This window comes from Rhizobium sp. 01T417 (assembly GCF_056398905.1).
Genome location: NZ_JBFTQH010000002.1, coordinates 300,669 through 321,391 on the forward strand (window position 1 = coordinate 300,669; position 20,723 = coordinate 321,391).

Here is a 20,723-nt window from a genome sequence, read left to right on the forward strand (position 1 = left end):
TCAAAAGCGCGCGCCCGATCCCAGATCTGCTTTCCCTGCAACGGAATCGCTTTGTATGCCTACGGCCAAAAGACGCAATCCCTACTATCAAGGGCCTGTCTCCGATCACTTCGACGGCACGCATTTCTTCAATCCGGATGGTATCGAGCCTCTCGGTTTTCGAGATCTGATGCGATGGCAGTTTGGCGGCAACCGCGATCGCTGGCCGAAGTCGGTTCCGAGCCCCTTCGTACCGGCCAAGCCGGATGCGCGCGTTGATGGCGACGATCTGCGGGTAACCATGGTCGGCCACGCGACGATGCTGGTGCAGGTCGCGGGGCTCAATATCCTGACAGATCCCGTATGGTCCGATCGGGCCAGCCCCTTCGCCTTCGCCGGACCGAAGCGCGTCGTGGCACCCGGTATCGCGTTCGACGACCTGCCGCCGATCGACCTCGTTCTCGTTTCGCATAACCACTACGATCATCTCGATGTCGCGACGCTCAGGCGGCTGCAGGCGAGGCATCGGCCGCATGTCGTAACGCCGCTTGGCAACGATACGATCATTCGTCGCGCCGTTCCCACCATGCAGGTGACGGCGATGGATTGGGGCGAGCGCATCCCGCTTGCCGGCATCCGCATCGATGCCGAGCCGGTGCATCATTGGTCGGCACGCGGCACCGGGGATCGTCGCATGGCGCTCTGGGCCGCCTTCGTCCTGTCAACGCCAGCCGGGAAGATCTACCATGTCGGGGATACGGGCTTTCATGGGGGCGTCAACTACAGGGCTGCCCAGCAGAAGCATGGTGCCTTTCGCCTCGCCGTCCTGCCTTTCGGAGCCTATGAACCGCGCTGGTTCATGAAGGGCCAACATCAGAATCCTGATGAAGCGGTGATGGGAATGGAGCTTGCCAATGCTGCCTATGTGGCCGGCCATCACTTTGCGACGTTCCAGCTGACCGACGAGGCAATCGAGACGCCGGTCAAGGCGCTAAAGACAGCCTTGGCCGAGCGCGAAATACCGCAGGAGCGGTTCAGGCCGCTTAGAGCCGGCGAGGTATTCGACGTGCCAGCGGCATGATCAATGCGCGTGGGCTCCGGCACCATGCGCATTGATGATGGTGTCGGCCTCCTTGCCGTAGAGTTCTTCGAAATGATCGAAGGTCTTGGAGAAGTGGCCGATGCCCTGCGTTGCCGATCTGAGCGACCGGGCCAATTCATCAAGCACGCCGCCAGGCACGAGCGCTCGAAATATATCCCAGCCCTTCGCGTTCTCGTCCCGGTCGAAGCCGAGCACCTGTCCCTTGAGCGAGGAGACGAGCGTCACCATTCCGCCGGAATAGACCGAGGGGATATGGATCTCCACCCGCACCACAGGCTGCATGAGAACGGCGGAAGCTTGTGAAAGCGCTTGCTTGACGCCCATTTTCCCAGCGGTCCGGAAGGCGAAATCGGAGCTGTCGACCGAGTGATACTGGCCGTCGGTCAGCACGACGTCGACATCGACGACCTGGAAGCCGAGCGGACCTTTCTCCATGGCTTCGCGGGCGCCGGCTTCAACAGCTGGGATGTAGTTTCGGGGCACGGTCCCGCCCTTGACGCTTTCGCCGAAGGTGAAGCCCTGGCCGCGCTCGTTCGGCCTGACGCTGAGTTGCACGTCTGCGAACTGTCCGGCGCCGCCCGTTTGCTTGCGGTGCCGGTAGCGCACATCCGAAGGTTTGGAAATGGTTTCTCGGTATACGGGGTTTGGTGCGCGTTCGGAAACTTCGACGCGGAAGACCTCCGACAGTGTTTTGCGGAGATCACGCAGATGGACCGGCCCCTGGGCGCAGATCAGCGCCGCGCCTGTGCCTTCCTCCTGCATCACCTTCAAGCCGCGATCGGTTTCCGCCAGTTTCGCCAGCGTCGCGGAAAGCTTGGTTTCGTCCCGTTCGCTGCCGGGAACGAGAATTCTTTCCAGCATCGGTGTCGGCGGTGTCGTCCAATCGGGCGGCTCGACGCTGGCTGTCTGCGTCAGCAGGGCAGTCGCTGGCAGATGGTCGGATTTGAGTGCGGCAAAGACGCTGCCAGCCTCCACGCTGCCACTGATTGGCTTTCCGTTGCCGGCCTCCTGCAGCGGACCCAGCGTGGCGCCGCCCAAGGGAGCGCCCTGCTTCAAGCCGTCGGCGAGCGCCCGCACCAGCACCGTCTTGCCGACATTAGCCTTGTGGTAGGCGTGGAAACTCACGGCAGAAAGGGCCGCTTCTTCCACACTTCCTGCGAGCCTCGACCGCAGTGCCGTTGCCGGCGGCGCTTCGTGGCGAAGGGCCTTCATCAGGCGCATGATGCCGTTGCTGTGCGAGGCTGAGCCGAACAGCACGGGGATAACCCGGTTCTCCTTGAGAATTCGCGAAGAGATCGTAAACAGCGTATCGCTTGCCGGCTCCCGGTCTTCGATGAGCTCCTCGAGAAGCCAGTCATCGAACTCCGAGAGCTGTTCCAGCATTTCGGCCCGCGCCTCGTGCTCCCGCTCGACGGCATCCTGCGGCAGCTCGATCAGCGCGGACGGCTGACCTTCCCGATAGCGCCAGGCGCGTTCGGAAATCAGGTCGCAGCTGCCGACGATCCGGTCGCCTTCGCGGATGGGTACTTGCCGCAGGACAAGCGGATGGTTGGAATAGGTCTGAAGTGCGGCAATGACATCGCGCAACCGGCCGCGCGGCTCGTCCATCCTGTTGATGAAAATCAGGCAGGGCGTGCCGGAGGCCTCGATGGCGCGCAGATAGGGTGCTGCCAGCACGGCTTCATCAGGCGTCGGCGATATGCAGAGGATACAGGCGTCGCTGACGAGCAGGGCATCCTGCGCCAGGGCCAGTGCCTCATTTGCCCCGGGAGTGTCGATCGCACACCACGCTTCGTCCTTGAAGTCAAATTCCGTCAGGCTTGATCCATATGGAGAGGCTGACTTTCTGGGCGTTCCCTCGAGCGAGGCCAGCTTTGCGACGAGTGTCGTTTTTCCCGTCTGCGAGGGCCCAAGTACGGTGACGCAGCGCATCGGCGATCCTCCCTGCCAAAAGCACCATCCCAGAGCAAGAATGCCCCGAAGCGGCGAAAAGCGCTAGATATCTGCACTCATTCTTAAATATGAGGTCACGGCATTTGCTCTCTGGCAATGTGTGGCTCATCCACCGCCAGTCAAGCCACTGGTAATTCCCCCGCATTTCCGCCATATACAGCCCAAACAGAGACGGACATGACACTATGAGCGCAACGGTCGAATTCGCGAAGATGAACGGGCTTGGCAACAAGATCCTGGTCGTCGACATGCGCGGCCGCACAGACAAGGTAGCGCCTGCGGCGGCAATCGCGCTGAATGCCGCTGACGACACACAGTTCGACCAGATCATGGCGATCCATGATCCAAAGGCAGCTGGCACAGATGCCTGGATCGATATTCTGAACTCCGACGGCTCGAAGGCGCAGGCCTGTGGCAACGGCACGCGCTGCGTTGTGCAGGCGCTTGCTTCGGAAACCGGCAAGAAGGTTTTCACATTCCAGACGGTGGCCGGCATCCTCAATGCCACCGAGCATGAAGACGGGACGATCTCCGTCGATATGGGCAAGCCGGTCTTCGACTGGGACAAGATCCCGCTTGCGGAAGAATTCCACGATACCAGCCGCATCGAGCTGCAAATCGGGCCGATCGACAATCCCGTGCTGCATTCGCCCTCGGTCGCTTCCATGGGCAATCCGCATGCGATCTTCTGGGTTGACCGTGATCCGATGTCGTTCGATCTCGGCCGCTTCGGGCCGCTTCTCGAAAACCATCCGATGTTTCCGGAGCGCGCCAATATCACGCTGGCGCAGGTGACTTCTCCGAACTCGATCACGACGCGCACCTGGGAACGGGGCGCGGGACTGACGCTCGCCTGCGGTTCGGCCGCTTGTGCGACGGCCGTTTCCGCCGCCCGCACCGGTCGGACAGGGCGCGAAGTCGCGGTGAAGGTTGCAAGCAGCCCCAATCAGGGCGTTCTGACGATCGAATGGCGCGAACGCGATGCTCACGTCATCATGACGGGCCCGGCTGAATGGGAATGGTCGGGCACGCTCGATCCGTCGACGGGTGCGTGGTCGCGCGATGCGGCGCCGGGAGCCGAAGCGCGGTGAGCGGCGTCGAGGTCATCACCTTCGGCTGTCGTCTCAATACCTACGAATCCGAAGTGATGCGGGCGGAGGCCGAGAAGGCCGGGCTCAATAATGCCATCCTCGTCAATACCTGTGCGGTTACCGGCGAAGCTGTGCGTCAGGCACGCCAGGCGATCCGACGTGCGCGGCGCGACAATCCTCACGCCCGCATCATCGTCACTGGCTGCGCGGCCCAGACGGAAAAAGAAACCTTCGCCGATATGGCCGAGGTCGATGCTGTCCTCGGCAACGAGGAGAAACTGAAGAGCGCTTCCTATCGCTCCCTGCCGGATTTCGGCGTTTCGGCGGAAGAGAAGCTGCGCGTCAACGACATTATGAGCGTGCGCCAGACGGCGCCGCAGATGGTCAAGCATATCGATGGTCATGTGCGGGCTTTCATCCAGGTCCAGAACGGTTGCGACCACCGCTGCACTTTCTGCATCATTCCCTATGGCCGCGGCAATTCGCGCTCCGTGCCGATGGGGGCGGTCGTCGACCAGGCGCGAAAGCTCGTCGAAACCGGCTACCGGGAGATCGTGCTGACCGGGGTCGATGCGACCAGCTATGGCGCTGACCTGCCCGGTGAGCCGACGCTCGGGCTGCTTGCCAAGACGCTGTTGAAGCAGGTGCCGGATATTCGCCGCCTGCGGCTTTCGTCGATCGACAGCATCGAAGCGGACAAGCATCTGTTGGACCTCATTGCCGACGAAGCGCGGTTCATGCCGCATCTCCACCTTTCGCTGCAGCATGGCGACGACATGATCCTGAAGCGGATGAAGCGTCGCCATTCGAGCGCGGATGCCCTAGCTTTCGTCAACGACGTGCGCCGTCTGCGGCCGCAGATGAGCTTCGGCGCGGACATGATCGCCGGCTTTCCAACCGAGAGCGAAGAAATGTTCGCCAATGCGGTGCGGCTGGCGGAAGAGGCCAATATCGCTCATCTCCACGTGTTCCCTTACAGCCCGCGGCCGGGGACACCTGCCGCGCGCATGCCGCAGCTCGATCGCGCGCTGGTCAAGGAGCGGGCAGCGCGACTGCGCGCCACTGGACATCGCCTGCATCAGTCCCATCTCGACGGAATGGTCGGAACGCAGCAATGGCTGCTGGTGGAAAACAACGGTTTGGCGCATACCGAGAACTTCACGCTTGTCGCAGCGGCGGGACTTGCGCCCCGAAGCTTCGTGCAGGCTGTCATCACCGGACACAACGGCAAACACCTCGACATGCAATTGACGGCCGCCGACGCGGCCTGAGTTTACGGAATCCTCATGGCGTTCAATTTCATCAAAAAGGTCTTCACCTTCGGCCCCAAGCCGGAGGAAGAGCAGGCGCCGGGGGCGGTCGAGACGAAAGCGCTCGAAACCGAGCTGGAGCCGCATTCGCGCGAGGAGAACCTTCCGGTTGCCGCAGACCTGGTTCTGGCGGAAGAGGTGGATACGGCCGGCGGGCCTGCCGATGACGTAGCTGAGGACGCCTCGATCGAGGAGCTTGCCGAGCAGGCCGAAGCGTTCACACCCGTTGAGGACGACGTTTCCGAGGTCTTGCCGCCTGAGATGCAGGTAGGCGATGTGGGTCTTGTGCCGCTCTCGTTGCTTGAAGACGAAGCGGAGCTCGATACTCCTGCTGGAAGCACGCTGGGAGAGACGGTTCCTGTTGCGCCTTCCCTGCAGCCGGAAATCGGCGATGAGGCAGAGGATGATAGTGTCGCGGAACTAGCATCTCTCGGCGAAACCGAAGAGACGTCGGCTGCAGAGCTTACAGCTGAAGCCGATGTGGAACAGCAGCCTATCGCCGATCGGGCCTCTCCCGCCGAGCATGAGGTATCTACGCCGGCGGAGGATGATAGCGTTTCCGGAGATATCTCCGTGACTCCCGTTCTTCCAAAGGGATTTGCCACCGGTCCCGCGGCTTCCGAGTCCGCGCCTCTGGTGCCGGCCTCAAGACTTTCCTGGTTCCAGCGCCTGCGCGCCGGCCTTGCCCGCACCTCGTCGCAACTTACCGGCCAGATCGCGGCCCTTTTTACCAAACGCAAGCTCGATGACGACACGCTGCAGGATCTCGAGGATCTGCTGATCCAGGCCGATCTTGGCGTCGAGACGGCCATGCGCGTCACCGATACGCTGGCCTCCGAGCGCTACGGCAAGGACGTCACCGGCGAGGACGTGAGCCGCATCATGGCAAGCGAGATCGCCAAGGTGCTGAAGCCGGTCGCCAAACCATTGCAGCTCGATCTCACCCACAAGCCGCACGTCATCCTCGTCGTCGGTGTCAACGGAACAGGCAAGACCACGACGATTGGCAAGCTGGCGGCCAAGCTCTCGGGCGCTGGCCTCAAGGTGATGGTTGCCGCCGGCGATACCTTCCGCGCCGCTGCCATCGAGCAGCTGAAGATCTGGGCCGACCGCACCAAGTCTGAATTCATCGGCACCAAGCTCGGTGCCGATGCGGCGGGTCTCGCCTACGATGCCTTCGAGCAGGCCAAGGCGAAGAAGTGCGATGTGTTGATCATCGATACCGCCGGCCGCCTGCAGAACAAGGCGGAGCTGATGGCAGAGCTCGAGAAGATCGTTCGGGTTCTCGGCAAGCTCGATCCGGATGCGCCGCATACGGTGCTGCAGACGCTCGATGCGACGACGGGGCAGAACGCCCTGTCGCAGGTGGAAATCTTCAGGAACGTTGCCGGCGTGAACGGACTGATCATGACGAAGCTCGACGGCACGGCGCGTGGCGGCATTCTCGTGGCGATCTCTGCCAAGCACAAGCTGCCGGTCTATTTCATCGGCGTCGGCGAAGGTGTCGATGATCTCGAACCTTTCGAGGCCGAGGATTTCGCGCACGCCATTGCCGGGCTCGGTCAATAATGCCACAGATATGCCGACAAACACGGGCAAGCGTCTCGTGTGGCACAAACGGATTTGAGATAGAATGACGACCGAGAGCGATATCACCCCAAGCGCGGCCGACCGGCATCACCCGATGCTGAAGCTGGCGCTGGAGCTTGGCCCGCTGCTGATCTTCTTCTTCGCCAACCTGCGCGGCGCCTGGCTGGTCGAAAGGTTTCCGGCTCTGTCGGAGCTTGGCGGACCACTGTTCGTGGCGACGGCCCTCTTCATGGCGGCGACGGTGACCTCGCTGGTGGTCTCGAAGATCATTCTCGGGCATCTGCCGATCATGCCCTTCGTGTCGGGCATCGTGGTCGTCATCTTCGGATCGCTGTCGATCTACCTGCAGAACGAGACCTTCATCAAGATGAAGCCGACCATCGTCAACGCGCTCTTCGGCGTTGCGCTGCTGGGCGGCCTGGCTTTCGGCAAGTCGCTGCTCGGCTACGTCTTCAATGCGGCCTTTCAGCTCGATGCCGAGGGATGGCGCAAGCTGACGATCCGCTGGGGAATCTTCTTCCTCTTCCTGGCGGTGCTGAACGAGGTCGTCTGGCGCAACTTCTCCGATGACTTCTGGATCGCCTTCAAGGTCTGGGGCACGATGCCGATCACCATCATCTTCACCATGGCGCAGATGCCGCTCATCATGAAGCACACTGTGACCTCGGCGGGAGAGGCCGAGAAGTGACGACACTGGATACGGCAGAGAGAGCCAAGCACCAGACCTTCTGGTTCGCCGCATGCGGTGCGGTCCTGCTGATCCAGATCATCGCCGAATATATGATGGGCCGCACCCCCATCTGCACCTGCGGATACATCAAGCTTTGGGAAGGCACCGTCAATTCCAGCGGTAACTCTCAGCATATTTCCGACTGGTACACGCCGTCTCACATCATTCACGGCTTCATTTTCTACGGCGTTACGCACCTTCTTTTGCGCGGCAAGCCGATTGCCGTGCGGCTGCTTCTGGCGCTCGTCATCGAATCCGGCTGGGAACTGCTGGAAAACTCGCCTGTCATCATCGACCGCTATCGAACGGCGACGATCTCGCTCGACTATTACGGCGACAGCATCGTGAACTCGGCAATGGACACGGTCTTCATGGTGATCGGGTTCTTCTTCGCCTCGCGGGCGCCGGTCGCACTGACGGTCGCAATCGCGATCTTCTTCGAGCTTCTGACCGGCTACCTGATCCGTGACAACCTGACGCTCAACGTGCTGATGCTGATCTGGCCGGTCGAGGCGATCAAGACCTGGCAGAGTGCGCTCTGATCAGGAGGCCGGCTTGCCGAGCGCCGTCTCCACGGCGTGGAAGAGGCCTTCCCTGAGACTGACATCGTCGAACGGGCCGACCCGCTTGTAGAGGATCGTGCCATCAGGGGCGACGAGATAGCTTTCGGGGATGCCATAGACACCCCAATCGATGGCCGCCTGCCCTTTGGGATCGACGCCGATGGCGGCGAAGGGATTGCCGAGTTCGCCGAGGAAGCGAAGCGCGTTGTCGTTCTTGTCCTTGTAGTTGATGGCAACCACATTGAGCCGGCTGTCCTTTGCCAGTTGCATCAGGATCGGATGCTCGTCGCGACAGGGAATGCACCAGGAGGCAAAGACGTTGACGAGCGTCAGTTTTCCCTTGATGGCACTGTCGGTCAGCGCCGGCAGGTTGGCGCCTTCGAGCGGCGCAAGGTTCAGCGCCGGCGCCTTCGTGCCGATCAGTGCGGAGGGGATTTCCGAGATATTCTTGCCGTGGACGTCCTGATCGTAGAGCATCTTTGCTGCGGTGGCTGCGATGCCGGCGAAGACAACCAACGGGATCAAGGCGACGGCATAGCGTCCAAATCCGCGCTTGGCGGAGTTCGTTTCAGGGGTGGTGCTCATTTGCCATCCGTTGTTCGCGATGAGCGGCGGCGGATGCCGGAGGCTTCAAGGGCTGCCAGTTCTTTCCGCCGAGCGCGGCCATCGGCCCAGGTCCAAAGGGTAACCGCGGCCGCGATAAGGGCGGCAAAGCCGTAAGCGCCATAGACATAGAAAGCGTGTGTCATGACTATCCCTCGCGGCTTGCCAGGCGGGCGGCCAGTCGACGCTGAGCGGCGACGCGGCGACGCCAGATCTCGTTGCGGATCGCCATGATGTGCAGCGTGAGGAAGAGCGCGGTAAATGCAACCGCCATCACCAGCAACGGCCGCAGGAACTCGGGATCGATGGCCGGACCATCGAGGCGCAGCACACTCGCGGATTGATGCAGTGTATTCCACCATTCGACCGAAAACTTGATGATCGGGATGTTGACGAAGCCAACGAGAATGAGGACGGCGCTGACGCGGGCGGCCTTTGAAGGGTCGTCGATCGCGCGATTGAGGGCGATGAGCCCGAGATACATCAGGAACAGAACGAAGACGGAGGTGAGCCGGGCGTCCCAGACCCACCAGGTGCCCCACATCGGCTTGCCCCAGAGGGACCCAGTCACCAGGGCAATCAGCGTGAAGGCGGCGCCGAGCGGGGCTGCGGCCTTCGCCGACACATCCGCCAGCGGATGGCGCCAGACCAGCGTGCCGACGGCCGAGAGGCTCATGATCGTGTAGCCCATCATCGCCAGCCACGCGGCCGGCACGTGGACATACATGATGCGAACCGTTTCACCCTGCTGGTAGTCGCCTTCTGTCGTGAAGCTGAGATACAGCCCCACGATAAAACAGAGGGCCGTGAAACCGGCCATCCACGGGAGGATGCGTGCGGCCAGCGCCAGAAACCGTGTCGGATTGGCGAGATCGCTGAATTTCGTGATGGCAAGGCTCGTTTCGCTCATGCCGTTTTCCTTACCGCGATATGCCTGACGCCGCAATCGAGTGCCCGATCAATCCGACGTGTGACGCAGCGCAAGCGCGGCAGCCACCGGTCCGATCACCGCGAAGAAGAGGGTCAGCGCCATCAGGATGAGGAAGGGCGGCAGAAAGGGCGATGGCCCCTCGACCGCCGCGTAAGTGGCACTGACGCCGAAGATCAGCACGGGGATCGTCAGCGGCAGCACCAGAATCGACACCAGCAGACCGCCACGCGGCAAGGCGACGGCAACGGCAGCGCCGACGGCACCGATGAAGGTAATCGCGGGAGAACCGACGAGCAGCGTCAGCATGGTCGCGCCGATGGCGGTCTCGCTCATATTCATGAAGAGGCCAAGCAACGGCGAGGCGATAACCAGCGGCAGGCTGGTGGCGACCCAGTGCGCCAGGCATTTGACGAGCACCGTCAGCACCAGCGGCGTTTCCTGCATCAGCATCAGATCGAGTGAGCCATCATCGCGCTCGGCTTGAAACAGGCGGTCAAGACCGAGCAGCGCCGCAAGCAGCGCACCGATCCAGACGATTGCCGGGCCGATGCGGGACAACAGTGCGAGATCGGGCCCGACACCGAAGGGGATGACCGCGACAATGGTCAAGAAAAAGAGAACGCCGATCAGCGCGCCGCCGCCGGCGCGTATCGAAAGCTTGAGGTCTCGCAGAAGCAGGGCAGTCATTCCCACACTCCCGGTCCGGCGTGGGCAAATCCCGCCATCCGCAATTCCTGCGCGCCTTCCAGTCCTAGCGGCTGGTGGGTTGCCGCGAGCACGATGCCGCCGTTGCAGCGATGCGCTTCAACAAGCTCGGCAAACAGACGGTCGCCGCTTTTATCCAGCGCAGCAGTCGGCTCATCAAGGATCCAGACCGGCCGGTGGGCGATAAGCAGCTTGGCGAACGCGAAGCGGCGCTGCTGCCCGGCAGAGAGGTAGCCGAACGGAAGGTGCGTGATGCCCTCGAGACCGACCGCCTCGGCTGCCTCGTCGATCGAGACGGTGGAAGCGCCATGGCTATCGCCAAGAAAGCACCGCCAGAAATCGAGGTTTTCGGCGACCGTCAACTCGCTCTTCATTGCATTGCGGTGACCGAGATAGTGGCTGACTTCCCCGACGCGCCGGTGAGTGTTGCCGAGCGAATCGGTGAAGCTGACCGAGCCCTTTTCCTGATGCAGCAGACCGGCGACGACGCGCAGCAAAGTCGACTTTCCTGATCCATTTTTGCCTGTCAAAACCAGTGCTTCGCCCGATTCCAGGCGAAAGGAGAGGCCTTCGAAAATCAGGTCTTCGCCCCGGCGCGCAGCCAGATTGGCGGCCTCGAGAGACATGACTTTTCCGTGGTTTAATTTTTCAGTCATCGCAACGCAAAAAAATCCGAAATGGGTCACGCACTCTCTGGCACCTTTCATAGAAATTATCTATAAGACCCGCAACCACGCCAGCGGTCGGCGTGAATATCATCCTTGCGCCGAACATGGGCTTCGCTCCACGTGCGGACAGCGGAAATGGCCGTACCCGCATCCTGATGTGCATTACGTGCATAGGCGTCCGCACGATTGTGTTCGCTATCAGAAACGGGGTCTCTCGTGTCTAAATCTCTTGACAGCTTCAATTGTCGTTCCACGCTTTCCGTGAATGGTAAGGACTACGTCTATTTCAGCCTGCCCAAGGCTGAGGCGAATGGCCTGCCGGGTGTTTCGAAGCTCCCTTACTCGATGAAGGTTCTGCTTGAGAACCTGCTGCGCTTCGAAGACGGTCAGTCCGTGACGAAGGACCACATCCTTGCTGTTGCCGAATGGCTGAACAACAAGGGCGCTGTCGAAAACGAAATCGCTTATCGCCCGGCGCGCGTGCTGATGCAGGACTTCACCGGCGTTCCCGCCGTCGTCGACCTCGCTGCAATGCGCGACGCGATGGTGTCGCTCGGCGGCGATCCGGAAAAGATCAACCCGCTGGTTCCCGTCGATCTCGTCATCGACCACTCGGTTATCGTCGACGAATTCGGTACGCCGCAGGCGTTCGCCAAGAACGTCGAGCTGGAATACCAGCGCAACGGCGAGCGCTACCGCTTCCTGAAGTGGGGCCAGCAGGCATTCAAGAACTTCCGCGTCGTTCCTCCGGGCACCGGCATCTGTCACCAGGTCAACCTCGAATATCTCGGCCAGACCGTCTGGACGAAGGAAGAGGACGGCGAGACGATTGCTTATCCGGACACCTGCGTCGGTACGGACTCGCACACCACGATGATCAACGGTCTCGGCGTTCTTGGCTGGGGCGTCGGCGGCATCGAAGCGGAAGCGGCCATGCTCGGTCAGCCGGTCTCGATGCTCCTGCCTGAAGTCATCGGCTTCAAACTCACCGGCAAGCTCAAGGAAGGCGTCACCGCGACCGATCTCGTGCTGATGGTCGTGCAGATGCTGCGCAAGAAGGGCGTTGTCTCGAAGTTTGTTGAATTCTTCGGCCCTGGCATGGACAACATGCCGCTCGCCGACCGCGCGACCATCGGCAACATGGGTCCGGAATACGGCGCGACCTGCGGCTTCTTCCCGGTTGACGGCGAAACCATCAACTACCTCAACATGTCCGGCCGCAGTAAGGACCGTATCGCTCTCGTCGAAGCCTACTCAAAGGCACAGGGCATGTGGCGCGAAGGCGATGGTTCGGACCTCGTCTTCACAGATACGCTGGAACTCGACCTCGGCGACGTTGTGCCTGCCATGGCCGGCCCGAAGCGTCCTGAAGGCCGTATCCCGCTCGAAAACATCGCTTCCGGTTTCGCCGGCTCGATGGACACCGATTACAAGAAGCCCGGTCAGCTCTCCAATCGCTACGCGGTCGAAGGCACCGACTTCGATCTCGGCCATGGCGACGTGGCGATTGCCGCCATCACTTCCTGCACCAACACCTCCAACCCGTCGGTTCTGATCGCTGCCGGTCTTCTTGCCCGCAACGCCGTTGCCAAGGGCCTGAAGTCCAAGCCGTGGGTCAAGACCTCGCTGGCACCGGGATCGCAGGTCGTTGGTGAGTATCTGGCGAAGTCCGGCCTGCAGGCCGACCTCGACAAGCTCGGCTTCAACCTCGTCGGCTTCGGTTGCACGACCTGCATCGGCAACTCCGGTCCGCTGCCGGCGCCGATCTCGAAGACGATCAACGACAAGGGCCTGATCGTTTCAGGCGTGCTCTCGGGCAACCGCAACTTCGAAGGCCGTATTTCTCCGGATGTTCAGGCGAACTACCTGGCTTCGCCGCCGCTCGTCGTTGCCTACGCTCTGGCCGGCACGGTCCAGAAGGATCTGACCAAGGAGCCGATCGGTGAAGACCAGAACGGCAACCCTGTTTATCTCAAGGACATTTGGCCGACCTCGCACGAAGTGCAGGACTTCATCCAGAAGTACGTCACCCGCGAACTTTACGAAACGAAGTACGCCGACGTCTTCAAGGGTGATGAAAACTGGCAAGCCGTCAACGTTCCGGCCGGACAGACCTACGCCTGGGATGACAAGTCGACCTACGTGCAGAACCCGCCCTACTTTGTGGGCATGGGCAAGACCGGCACCGGCATCTCCGATATCAAGGGTGCGCGCGTTCTCGGCCTTTTCGGCGACAAGATCACCACCGACCACATTTCGCCTGCCGGTTCGATCAAGGCTGCGTCTCCGGCTGGTGCTTACCTGCTTGAGAACCACGTCGGTGTTGCCGACTTCAACCAGTACGGCACGCGTCGCGGCAACCATGAAGTCATGATGCGTGGCACGTTCGCCAATATCCGTATCCGCAACCACATGCTCGGCCCGAACGGCAAGGAAGGTGGCTACACCATCCACTATCCGTCGAAGGAAGAGGAATCGATCTATGACGCGGCTATGCAGTATAAGGCCGAGGGCGTTCCGCTCGTCATCTTTGCTGGCGTCGAGTATGGCAACGGCTCGTCCCGCGACTGGGCAGCGAAGGGCACCAACCTGCTCGGCGTGAAGGCGGTCATTGCACAGTCCTTCGAGCGTATTCACCGATCGAACCTGGTCGGAATGGGCGTCATCCCATTCGTCTTCGAAGAGGGCACGACGTGGCAGAGCCTCGGCCTGAAGGGCGACGAAATCGTCAGCATCGAGGGCCTTGAGAACATCAAGCCGCGCGAAAAGAAGATTGCCAAGATTACCTACGGGGACGGCACCGTGAAGGAAGTTCCGCTGTTGTCGCGCGTCGATACGCTCGACGAAGTGATCTACCTCAACAACGGCGGCATCCTGCAGACGGTTCTGCGCGATCTCGCTGCCTGATTGTTAACAGACTTGCATGACAATGACCGCCGGAGAGAGATTTCCGGCGGTTTTTTGTTTGAGTACGAGGTATTTAGATGCCCGGTCACGCTGATGTGTTTCAGCTTGGCTTCTCCGAAGCTTGGTCTCACCCCTTCGTGACTTTCCGTTTAGATCGGGAACCATTATCTCTACGTTCAGACATCGGAACCTATGGCGAAGGGTGGCGGTGGTTGCTGAAGAAAAGGTGCAGTGAATGTCCCCGCGGTTTCTGATTTCTCTGGTTGCAGGTGTGGCGCTTGCCGGCCCACTGTTTGCCCAGGACGCGCCAAAAGGCGTGGTCGAACTCTTCACCTCGCAGGGATGTTCTTCTTGTCCTCCAGCCGATGCGGCTTTCCGCAAGATTGTCGAGGCTGGCGGCGTTATTGCCCTCGCTTATCACGTCGACTACTGGAACTACATGGGCTGGGCCGACACGCTGAGTTCGAAAGAAAACACCGAGCGCCAGTATGGCTACGCGCAGACCATGGGCCGCGCCAATGTCTATACGCCGCAGGTGATCGTCAATGGTCGTGATCATGTGGCAGGGGCCGACCTGGGCGCGATCAATAAGAAAATCGATAGCTATGCAGCCGAAGGCAAGGGATTGTCGGTGCCGRTCACCGCACAGATGCGCGACGACCAACTCGAGATCAAGATTGGCGCGGGCCAGGGCAAAGCCAATGTCGTCATGGTCTATTTCAACCGCGAGAAGACCATCGAGGTCGAGAAGGGCGAAAACAGCGGTCAGAAGATTGCTTATCTGAACAGCGTTGCCGATGTCGAAACCGTCGGCATGTGGGAGGGCAAGGAAACGAGCTTGACGCTGCCGGCCAGCGTGATGCAGAAGCCGGATCTTGAGGGCTGCGCGATTCTACTTCAATCCTCCACCGCCGACGGCAATCCATCGGCGATTCTCGGAGCGACGGTCGTCATGGCTGGGAAGAATATCTGACCGTTTCATCTGCCTTGCGGATGGAAAACGGGGCGGCCCGGCTGATCGTATTCGGGGCTGGGGTTAAGGTCGATACGGTCAGCCGGGCCCTTTGGCGCGCTGGCGCCAAACTCGCACAAAACCTTTTCAGCAGACCAAATCCGGCAAAAAGATCATGCGCAAATCAGGTGCGACGCGGGTCCGAACGGCCCCGCGGCGCAGTCGTGAGGGAATTTCTCCTCCAAATGAGGCGCTGTTTTGACTGAATTGCGGCGCTCGGGAGATTGCACAGACTATGATTAATGTGACTGATCGCCCGCTTGCAATTTGTAAACGCTAAGGCAAACTGTCATGTACCCGTCACAAGCGGAGGCACAGGGAGACTGATGACAGATCAGCCGGATTTGCGGCGCGGCGAGAGCCGGTCAGCCGACAACAGTTCCTCAGTCGTCGTAGATCTCAAGGAATACAAGCAGAGCAAGGATCCAGCGCCGGTTACATTCCACCGACGCGAGCTCGACGCGATTTTATGGATTTATGGCCGCATGGTCGGCGAGGGCGAGTGGCGGGACTATGCGATCGATCATCTGAAGGATCGTGCCGTCTTCTCCGTTTTCAAGCGATCAGGTGAAATGCCACTCTTTCGCATCGAGAAGAATCCGAAGCTCACTGCCAAGCAGGGTGCTTATTCCGTTATCAATACGCACGGCGTTATCCTGAAGCGTGGGCACGAACTCCCCCAGGTTCTGAAGGTCTTCAACAAGGCGTTGAAGCTGGTCGAGAAGTAGCTCGAGCTCAGGCCTTGAACAGCGTGCCTGGATAGGTCGAGGCATCGGGGTCGGTCGCCGCCCCATCACCCAGGGCACGCTGCATGATCATCGTGTCGAGCCAGCGACCGTGCTTGTAGCCTGTTGCCTTGAGTCGGCCGGTTTCTGCAAAGCCCAGTGTCTGATGCAGGGCAATGGATGCCGGATGCGCGCCGCCGATCACGGCCACCATCTGGCGAAAGCCGAGATCGGTGCAGCGTTGGATCAGTTCGGCGAGCAGCAGCCTTCCAATTCCCTTGCCGCGCGCTTCCGGCCCCAGGTAGATCGAATCCTCGACCATCCAGCGATAGGCCGGCCGCGTGCGGAAGGCCGAGGCGTAGGCGTAACCAAGCAGCCCGCCATTCTCATCGATCGCGGCGATGTAGGGGTAGCTCTGGCCCGTGATTGCGGAAAATCGTGCCGCCATCTCGCTCTCGTCCGGTGGGACGATCTCGTAGCTTGCGACACCGTTCAGGACGGATTCGCGATAGATGGCCGTGATGGCAGGGAGGTCGGATGAGGAAGCGTCGCGGAGGAAGATGGGCATTCGGTCGGCCGGCAGATATGACGATGGACTCTTCCAGAAATCATCCTCGGCATGATCGAGCAACAAAAAAGGCGGCCGAAGCCGCCTTTTTCGATAACGTTCCTGTTCCTTATTTGCGGTCGCCCATGAACTGCAGGAGGAACATGAAGAGGTTGATGAAGTCCAGATACAGGGTCAGTGCGCCCATGATTGCCTTGCGGCCGGCAACATCCGCGCCGTCTGCGGCGTAGTACATTTCCTTGATGCGCTGCGTGTCGTAGGCGGTAAGGCCTGCGAAGATCAGCACGCCGATCGCGGAGACCGCGAACTGCAGGGCAGACGATGCCAGGAAGATGTTCACGATCGACGCGATGATCAGGCCGAAGAGACCCATGATCAGGAACGAGCCCATCGCGGAGAGATCACGCTTGGTCGTGTAGCCGTAAAGCGACAGCGCACCAAAGGAGGCGGCCGTCACGAAGAACGTCTGCGTGATGCTCGACTGCGTGTAGACCAGGAAGATCGACGAAAGCGACAGGCCCACCAGCGCGGCGTAGACCCAGAAGGTCGTCTGCGCGGCGGCAACGCTCATCCGGTTAATCCTGAAGCTCAGGAAGAACACGGCAGCCAGCGGTGCAAGGATGATCACCCAACGGAGCGGCGACTGGAAAAGCAATACGCCAAACTGCGTCAGCTGGCCGTCCTGGACGGCGAAATTGAAGCCCAGATAGGCGGCTACACCCGTGATCGCCAAACCCAGCGCCATCAGGTTGTAGACCTTGAGCATATAGCTGCGCAGGCCCTGGTCGATCATCTCGCCAGTCTGTACGCGGCCTTGGTAATTACGAAGGTCAGCCATAGTTTCCTCTTATAAGCTCCGGTGTGGACACGGTGGCGGGTCAACGACCCGGGCGCCGCTGCGGAGCCCAGCATGCCTGCACACAATATGAGCCTTTCGGCTTTCGCAAACAAGGCCCTTGCAACCCGCGATCGGGTTAAATCGCCGTAAGGTGAAGGAAATTTCTCCGTTTGATCAATCAGAGTTCGCGCAAAACGGGTGCCGCTTTCTGGCCGAGGATGCGCCAGGTGCCGATGAGTCCGATACCAACGGTCAGGACCAGAGCCGTCACAAGTGTCAGGCCGGCAACATCGGGCAGGAAGTGCGAGGGGATGCGCATGATCCGGGCGGTGATGAACCAGGCCGCAACGCTGCCGGCAAAAAGGGCGAAGACTGCGGTCGCCGCCCCAAGGATCAAATATTCGTAGCAGAAGGCACGGATCAGCATTCGCCTCGTCGCGCCGAGTGTCTTGAGGACGACCGCGTCATGGGTACGGGCGCGGTTACCGGCGGCCAGCGCGCCGGCCAGAACCAGGACCGAGGCGATCAGCGCAACGGAGGCGGCGGCGCGGATCGCCGTCGCCAACTGCGCCACCAGCGTGTTGACGATGTCGATCGCGTCCTTGACCCGCACGCTTGTGATGGTCGGATACGTGTTTGTAACGGACTTCAAGATCGCGGCCTCCTGGCCAGAGGTCGCCGTCGGGTCGGTGAGCGTCGCCAGCCAGGCGTGCGGGGCGCCGCGAAATGTATTCGGCGAGAAGATCATCACGAAGTTGATGGAAAGCGACTCCCACTCGACCTTGCGCAGGCTCGCAATCCTCGCGGTGATGTTGCGGCCGAGCACGTTGACGGTGATGGTGTCACCGATCGTCAGGCCGAGTTCATTTGCCTCCTCGGCAGAGAAGGAGACGAGCGGTTCGCCGCTATAGTCCTTCGGCCACCATGATCCCTCGGTCAGCGATGCATTTTCCGGCAGCGTTTCCGAATAGGTGATGCCGCGGTCGCCACGCAGCACCCACTGGCCACCCGGCGGAACCTTGCGCTTGGTGACATCCTCGCCGTTGAAGGCGAGGATCCGGCCGCGCAGCATCGGCACTTCGACCAGTTTGCCGTCCGGCGAACCGGCTTTGACGACGCTGCGAAATGTCTCGAGTTCCGACCCCTGAATGTCCACGAAGAAAAAATTCGGCGCGCCGGCGGACATGCGCCCGGTCAGTTGCTGGCGCATGTTGCCGTCGATGAGGGTGAGCGTCACGAGCAGTGCGAGCCCAAGACCGAGAGACAGGACGACGGAGGGCGTCAGTGCGCCAGGCCGGTGGATGTTGCCGATTGCGAGCCGCAAGGCTGGCGAATTCACCCGCGGGCTGCGGCGCGCCAGCCAAGCAATGCCGGCTGCGACAAGCCGCAGGATCACGAAAGCGAAGGCGATCGCGCCGACAAAGACGATCGCGATGAAACGATCATACGCGGTTACGACGGCAAGGCCGGCAAGGGCAACAAGAAAGGTCGCAGCGAGAAGGATGTAGGGCCAGGAAGGCAAGCCCCGCGCCTCGAAGCCCTGCTCGCGGAACAGGGCCGTTGCCGGAACCTTTCGTGAATGCCCAAGCGGCATGATGGCAAAGGCCAGCGTTGTCAAAATACCGAAAAGGACTGCGAGGGCCAGAGCCCCGGGGTAGAACGTCAGAGCCGTGGAGACCGGCAGGAACTGCGCCAGAAATTGCGACGCTACGATTGGCGCCAGCGCCCCGATGACGAGGCCGATCACCATCCCGCCCAAGGCAATGATGGCGATCTGGAAAAGATAGATCAACACGACGGTCGCGGCGGGCGCCCCAAGGCATTTGAATGTCGCAATAGTCGTGCGCTTGGAATCGAGGAAGGCACGCACGGCATTCGCGACGCCGACACCACCGACGATCAGGGCCGTTAATCCGACCAGCGTCAGGAACTGCGAGAAACGCTCAATGTTCTCCGTCAGTGCAGGGGCCGCCCGGTCGCTGGTGCGGATAGACCAGCCGGCCGACGGAAATTCCTTCGCGGCGCGATCGCGCAGCGTGGATCTTTCGGCCGGGTTGTCCATGCGAATCTTGTAGGCATGCTCGACCAGGCTACCGGTCTGGATGAGGCCGGACGCCTTCAGTGCTTCCCTGCTCACAAGGAGTCGGGGCGCGAAACCAAAACCTTCCGAAACCGCGTCCGGCTCCGTCTTGACCGTACCGGTGATGTTCAGAATGACATTGCCGAGGAGGATCTCATCTCCGATGGAGAGGCCGAGCCGATCCAGCAGAAGCGGAGCGGCTACCGCGCCATAGGTGCCGCTCTGCCCCGACAGAAGCCCGTGCAGCGGATAATTCGGTTCGGCCGCGAAGGTGCCGTAGAGCGGATAGGCGCCATCGACTGCCTTGACCTCGACCAGCGCCTGATCCGAGCCGTCGGGCTTGCGTGCCATCGAGCGCAGGCCCGTCGACACCGATACTTTGCCGAAGCCGCGCAAGAAGTCCATTTCGGCTTCCGTCGCCTCGCGATTGTTGAGCTCGAAGCGTGCGTCGCCGGCCAGAATCTCCTGACCTTGCGTGGCGATCGTGTTGGTGATGGACTGCGAAACCGAGTTGACGGCTGCAATGGCGCCGGTGCCGAGAGCGATGCAGGCCAGAAAGATGTAGAAGCCGCGAAGGCCGCCGCGCAGCTCGCGGAGCGCGAGACGAAAGGCGAGGGAGACGCGCGGGGTCAGCAATGTCATGCAATCGCCGCCTCAGGCTGGACAGGCGCACTATCGCTCTCAATCTGGCCCGAACGAACCCGAATCTGCCTAGAGCAGCGTTTGGCGAGCGCGGTGTCGTGGGTGACGAGCAGCAGCGTCATGCCGCGCTCGGCCTGTTTGGAAAACAGGAGATCCGCAATCTGCCGGCCGGTGTCGGTGTCGAGGTTGCCGGTCGGTTCGTCGGCGATCAGCAGCGCCGGTGACGGTGCGAGCGCGCGTGCAATCGCCACCCGTTGCTGTTCGCCGCCGGAAAGTTGGCCGGGATAGTGGTTCAACCGATCGCCAAGCCCGACGGATTTCAGTTCGCGGCGGGCGATTTCGAACGGATTGGGAAGGTTAGCGAGCTCCAGCGGCACAGCGACGTTTTCCAGGGCCGTCATGTTGGCGATCAGGTGGAAGGATTGGAAAACGATACCGATATTGCGGCCGCGGAAGTCGGCCATCTCGTCTTCACTCAGGGCATGCAGCGGTGTGCCGCTGACATTGATTTCGCCACTATCGAGCCTTTCCAGCCCTGCGAGCACCATCAGCAACGTCGATTTTCCGGAACCCGATGGTCCGACGATGCCGACCGACTCTCCGGTGCCGATCGTGAGGTCGATGCCCTTCAAAACATGGACGGAGGCGGCGGCGCTGCCAAGCGTCAAATCGGCGCGCTTCAACTCGATGATGGTTTTTGCCAACAGTATTCGCCCTATATAGATG

At 61.1% G+C, this 20,723-nt stretch carries 19 protein-coding genes; 9 read left to right on the forward strand and 10 right to left on the reverse strand.

Translation table 11 applies throughout. The features are described 5' to 3' along the window. Positions 1-55 precede the first annotated feature (55 nt). Positions 56-1,060: an MBL fold metallo-hydrolase gene (locus AC1DPR_RS03585; RefSeq protein WP_018855820.1), complete on the forward strand. Its 1,005-nt coding sequence runs from the start codon at positions 56-58 to the stop codon at positions 1,058-1,060. Here AC1DPR_RS03585 and AC1DPR_RS03590 read toward each other — a convergent pair whose 3' ends face one another. Next, positions 1,061-3,013 (reverse strand): elongation factor G, encoded by a 1,953-nt coding sequence (locus tag AC1DPR_RS03590; RefSeq protein ID WP_018855819.1) that lies wholly within the window; start codon positions 3,011-3,013, stop codon positions 1,061-1,063. It lies immediately after the preceding gene. A gap of 206 nt (positions 3,014-3,219) precedes the next feature. Here AC1DPR_RS03590 and dapF point away from each other — a divergent pair, with 206 nt between their 5' ends. From dapF to AC1DPR_RS03615, 5 genes are all read left to right on the forward strand, one after another. Further along, positions 3,220-4,125 carry a diaminopimelate epimerase gene (dapF, locus tag AC1DPR_RS03595; RefSeq protein WP_018855818.1) on the forward strand — a complete coding sequence of 302 codons (906 nt, stop codon included), beginning with the start codon at positions 3,220-3,222 and terminating at the stop codon, positions 4,123-4,125. Continuing rightward, positions 4,122-5,396 (forward strand): tRNA (N(6)-L-threonylcarbamoyladenosine(37)-C(2))-methylthiotransferase MtaB, encoded by a 1,275-nt coding sequence (gene mtaB / locus AC1DPR_RS03600; RefSeq protein ID WP_018855817.1) that lies wholly within the window; start codon positions 4,122-4,124, stop codon positions 5,394-5,396. Before dapF ends, mtaB begins: the two co-directional genes overlap by 4 nt. Positions 5,397-5,411: 15 nt before the next feature. Next, the gene (gene ftsY, locus AC1DPR_RS03605) at positions 5,412-7,004 is read left to right on the forward strand and encodes a signal recognition particle-docking protein FtsY (RefSeq protein WP_018855816.1); all 1,593 of its coding nucleotides are present in this window, start codon (positions 5,412-5,414) and stop codon (positions 7,002-7,004) included. 64 nt (positions 7,005-7,068) lie between these two features. After that, positions 7,069-7,713, forward strand: coding sequence for a septation protein A (locus tag AC1DPR_RS03610; protein WP_477815757.1), 645 nt, complete (start codon positions 7,069-7,071; stop codon positions 7,711-7,713). Next, positions 7,710-8,297 (forward strand): DUF2585 domain-containing protein, encoded by a 588-nt coding sequence (locus AC1DPR_RS03615; RefSeq protein WP_477815758.1) that lies wholly within the window; start codon positions 7,710-7,712, stop codon positions 8,295-8,297. The genes AC1DPR_RS03610 and AC1DPR_RS03615 overlap by 4 nt, the downstream gene beginning before the upstream one ends. Here AC1DPR_RS03615 and AC1DPR_RS03620 read toward each other — a convergent pair whose 3' ends face one another. From AC1DPR_RS03620 to ccmA, 5 genes are read right to left on the reverse strand one after another with little or no spacing between them, the layout of a single operon-like run. Next, positions 8,298-8,903: a DsbE family thiol:disulfide interchange protein gene (locus AC1DPR_RS03620; protein WP_169683140.1), complete on the reverse strand. Its 606-nt coding sequence runs from the start codon at positions 8,901-8,903 to the stop codon at positions 8,298-8,300. Further along, positions 8,900-9,067, reverse strand: coding sequence for a heme exporter protein CcmD (ccmD, locus tag AC1DPR_RS03625; protein WP_018855812.1), 168 nt, complete (start codon positions 9,065-9,067; stop codon positions 8,900-8,902). The genes AC1DPR_RS03620 and ccmD overlap by 4 nt, the downstream gene beginning before the upstream one ends. A gap of 2 nt (positions 9,068-9,069) precedes the next feature. After that, positions 9,070-9,831 carry a heme ABC transporter permease gene (locus AC1DPR_RS03630; protein ID WP_018855811.1) on the reverse strand — a complete coding sequence of 254 codons (762 nt, stop codon included), beginning with the start codon at positions 9,829-9,831 and terminating at the stop codon, positions 9,070-9,072. A 48-nt stretch (positions 9,832-9,879) separates the two neighbouring features. After that, positions 9,880-10,539 carry a heme exporter protein CcmB gene (gene ccmB / locus AC1DPR_RS03635; protein WP_018855810.1) on the reverse strand — a complete coding sequence of 220 codons (660 nt, stop codon included), beginning with the start codon at positions 10,537-10,539 and terminating at the stop codon, positions 9,880-9,882. After that, positions 10,536-11,183, reverse strand: a complete 648-nt coding sequence (ccmA, locus tag AC1DPR_RS03640) for a heme ABC exporter ATP-binding protein CcmA (protein WP_018855809.1) — start codon at positions 11,181-11,183, stop codon at positions 10,536-10,538. Before ccmA ends, ccmB begins: the two co-directional genes overlap by 4 nt. 258 nt (positions 11,184-11,441) lie before the next feature. Here ccmA and acnA point away from each other — a divergent pair, with 258 nt between their 5' ends. From acnA to AC1DPR_RS03655, 3 genes are all read left to right on the forward strand, one after another. Next, on the forward strand, positions 11,442-14,132 hold the full coding sequence (gene acnA / locus AC1DPR_RS03645; protein WP_477815759.1) for an aconitate hydratase AcnA: 2,691 nt from the start codon (positions 11,442-11,444) through the stop codon (positions 14,130-14,132). 235 nt (positions 14,133-14,367) lie between these two features. After that, positions 14,368-15,105: a DUF1223 domain-containing protein gene (locus AC1DPR_RS03650; RefSeq protein ID WP_477815760.1), complete on the forward strand. Its 738-nt coding sequence runs from the start codon at positions 14,368-14,370 to the stop codon at positions 15,103-15,105. Positions 15,106-15,470: 365 nt separating this feature from the next. After that, positions 15,471-15,872 (forward strand): DUF2794 domain-containing protein, encoded by a 402-nt coding sequence (locus AC1DPR_RS03655; RefSeq protein ID WP_018855806.1) that lies wholly within the window; start codon positions 15,471-15,473, stop codon positions 15,870-15,872. 7 nt (positions 15,873-15,879) lie between these two features. Here AC1DPR_RS03655 and AC1DPR_RS03660 read toward each other — a convergent pair whose 3' ends face one another. The 4 genes from AC1DPR_RS03660 to AC1DPR_RS03675 all read right to left on the reverse strand — a co-directional run bounded on the left by AC1DPR_RS03660 (position 15,880) and on the right by AC1DPR_RS03675 (position 20,701). After that, entirely contained in the window at positions 15,880-16,437 is a 558-nt protein-coding gene (locus AC1DPR_RS03660) for a GNAT family N-acetyltransferase (protein ID WP_026371597.1), read from the reverse strand. Between the two features lie 109 nt (positions 16,438-16,546). Continuing rightward, complete coding sequence (locus AC1DPR_RS03665; RefSeq protein WP_018855804.1) at positions 16,547-17,275, reverse strand: Bax inhibitor-1/YccA family protein; 729 nt, start codon at positions 17,273-17,275, stop codon at positions 16,547-16,549. 178 nt (positions 17,276-17,453) lie between these two features. Continuing rightward, on the reverse strand, positions 17,454-19,997 hold the full coding sequence (locus AC1DPR_RS03670; protein WP_477815761.1) for an ABC transporter permease: 2,544 nt from the start codon (positions 19,995-19,997) through the stop codon (positions 17,454-17,456). Beyond that, complete coding sequence (locus AC1DPR_RS03675) at positions 19,994-20,701, reverse strand: ABC transporter ATP-binding protein (protein ID WP_018855802.1); 708 nt, start codon at positions 20,699-20,701, stop codon at positions 19,994-19,996. The genes AC1DPR_RS03670 and AC1DPR_RS03675 overlap by 4 nt, the downstream gene beginning before the upstream one ends. Between the last annotated feature and the right edge of the window lie 22 nt (positions 20,702-20,723).

Excerpts from the sequence above, each read along its gene's own strand:
- AC1DPR_RS03590 (WP_018855819.1), bottom strand. The coding sequence starts at position 3,013 with ATGCGCTGCGTCACCGTACTTGGGCCCTCGCAGACGGGAAAAACGACA.
- AC1DPR_RS03630 (WP_018855811.1), bottom strand. The coding sequence starts at position 9,831 with ATGAGCGAAACGAGCCTTGCCATCACGAAATTCAGCGATCTCGCCAAT.
- AC1DPR_RS03610 (WP_477815757.1), top strand. The coding sequence starts at position 7,069 with ATGACGACCGAGAGCGATATCACCCCAAGCGCGGCCGACCGGCATCAC.
- AC1DPR_RS03670 (WP_477815761.1), bottom strand. The coding sequence starts at position 19,997 with ATGACATTGCTGACCCCGCGCGTCTCCCTCGCCTTTCGTCTCGCGCTC.
- AC1DPR_RS03665 (WP_018855804.1), bottom strand. The coding sequence starts at position 17,275 with ATGGCTGACCTTCGTAATTACCAAGGCCGCGTACAGACTGGCGAGATG.
- dapF (WP_018855818.1), top strand. The coding sequence starts at position 3,220 with ATGAGCGCAACGGTCGAATTCGCGAAGATGAACGGGCTTGGCAACAAG.
- ccmA (WP_018855809.1), bottom strand. The coding sequence starts at position 11,183 with ATGTCTCTCGAGGCCGCCAATCTGGCTGCGCGCCGGGGCGAAGACCTG.
- ccmD (WP_018855812.1), bottom strand. The coding sequence starts at position 9,067 with ATGACACACGCTTTCTATGTCTATGGCGCTTACGGCTTTGCCGCCCTT.
- ccmB (WP_018855810.1), bottom strand. The coding sequence starts at position 10,539 with ATGACTGCCCTGCTTCTGCGAGACCTCAAGCTTTCGATACGCGCCGGC.
- AC1DPR_RS03620 (WP_169683140.1), bottom strand. The coding sequence starts at position 8,903 with ATGAGCACCACCCCTGAAACGAACTCCGCCAAGCGCGGATTTGGACGC.
- ftsY (WP_018855816.1), top strand. The coding sequence starts at position 5,412 with ATGGCGTTCAATTTCATCAAAAAGGTCTTCACCTTCGGCCCCAAGCCG.
- AC1DPR_RS03660 (WP_026371597.1), bottom strand. The coding sequence starts at position 16,437 with ATGCCCATCTTCCTCCGCGACGCTTCCTCATCCGACCTCCCTGCCATC.
- AC1DPR_RS03655 (WP_018855806.1), top strand. The coding sequence starts at position 15,471 with ATGACAGATCAGCCGGATTTGCGGCGCGGCGAGAGCCGGTCAGCCGAC.
- AC1DPR_RS03585 (WP_018855820.1), top strand. The coding sequence starts at position 56 with ATGCCTACGGCCAAAAGACGCAATCCCTACTATCAAGGGCCTGTCTCC.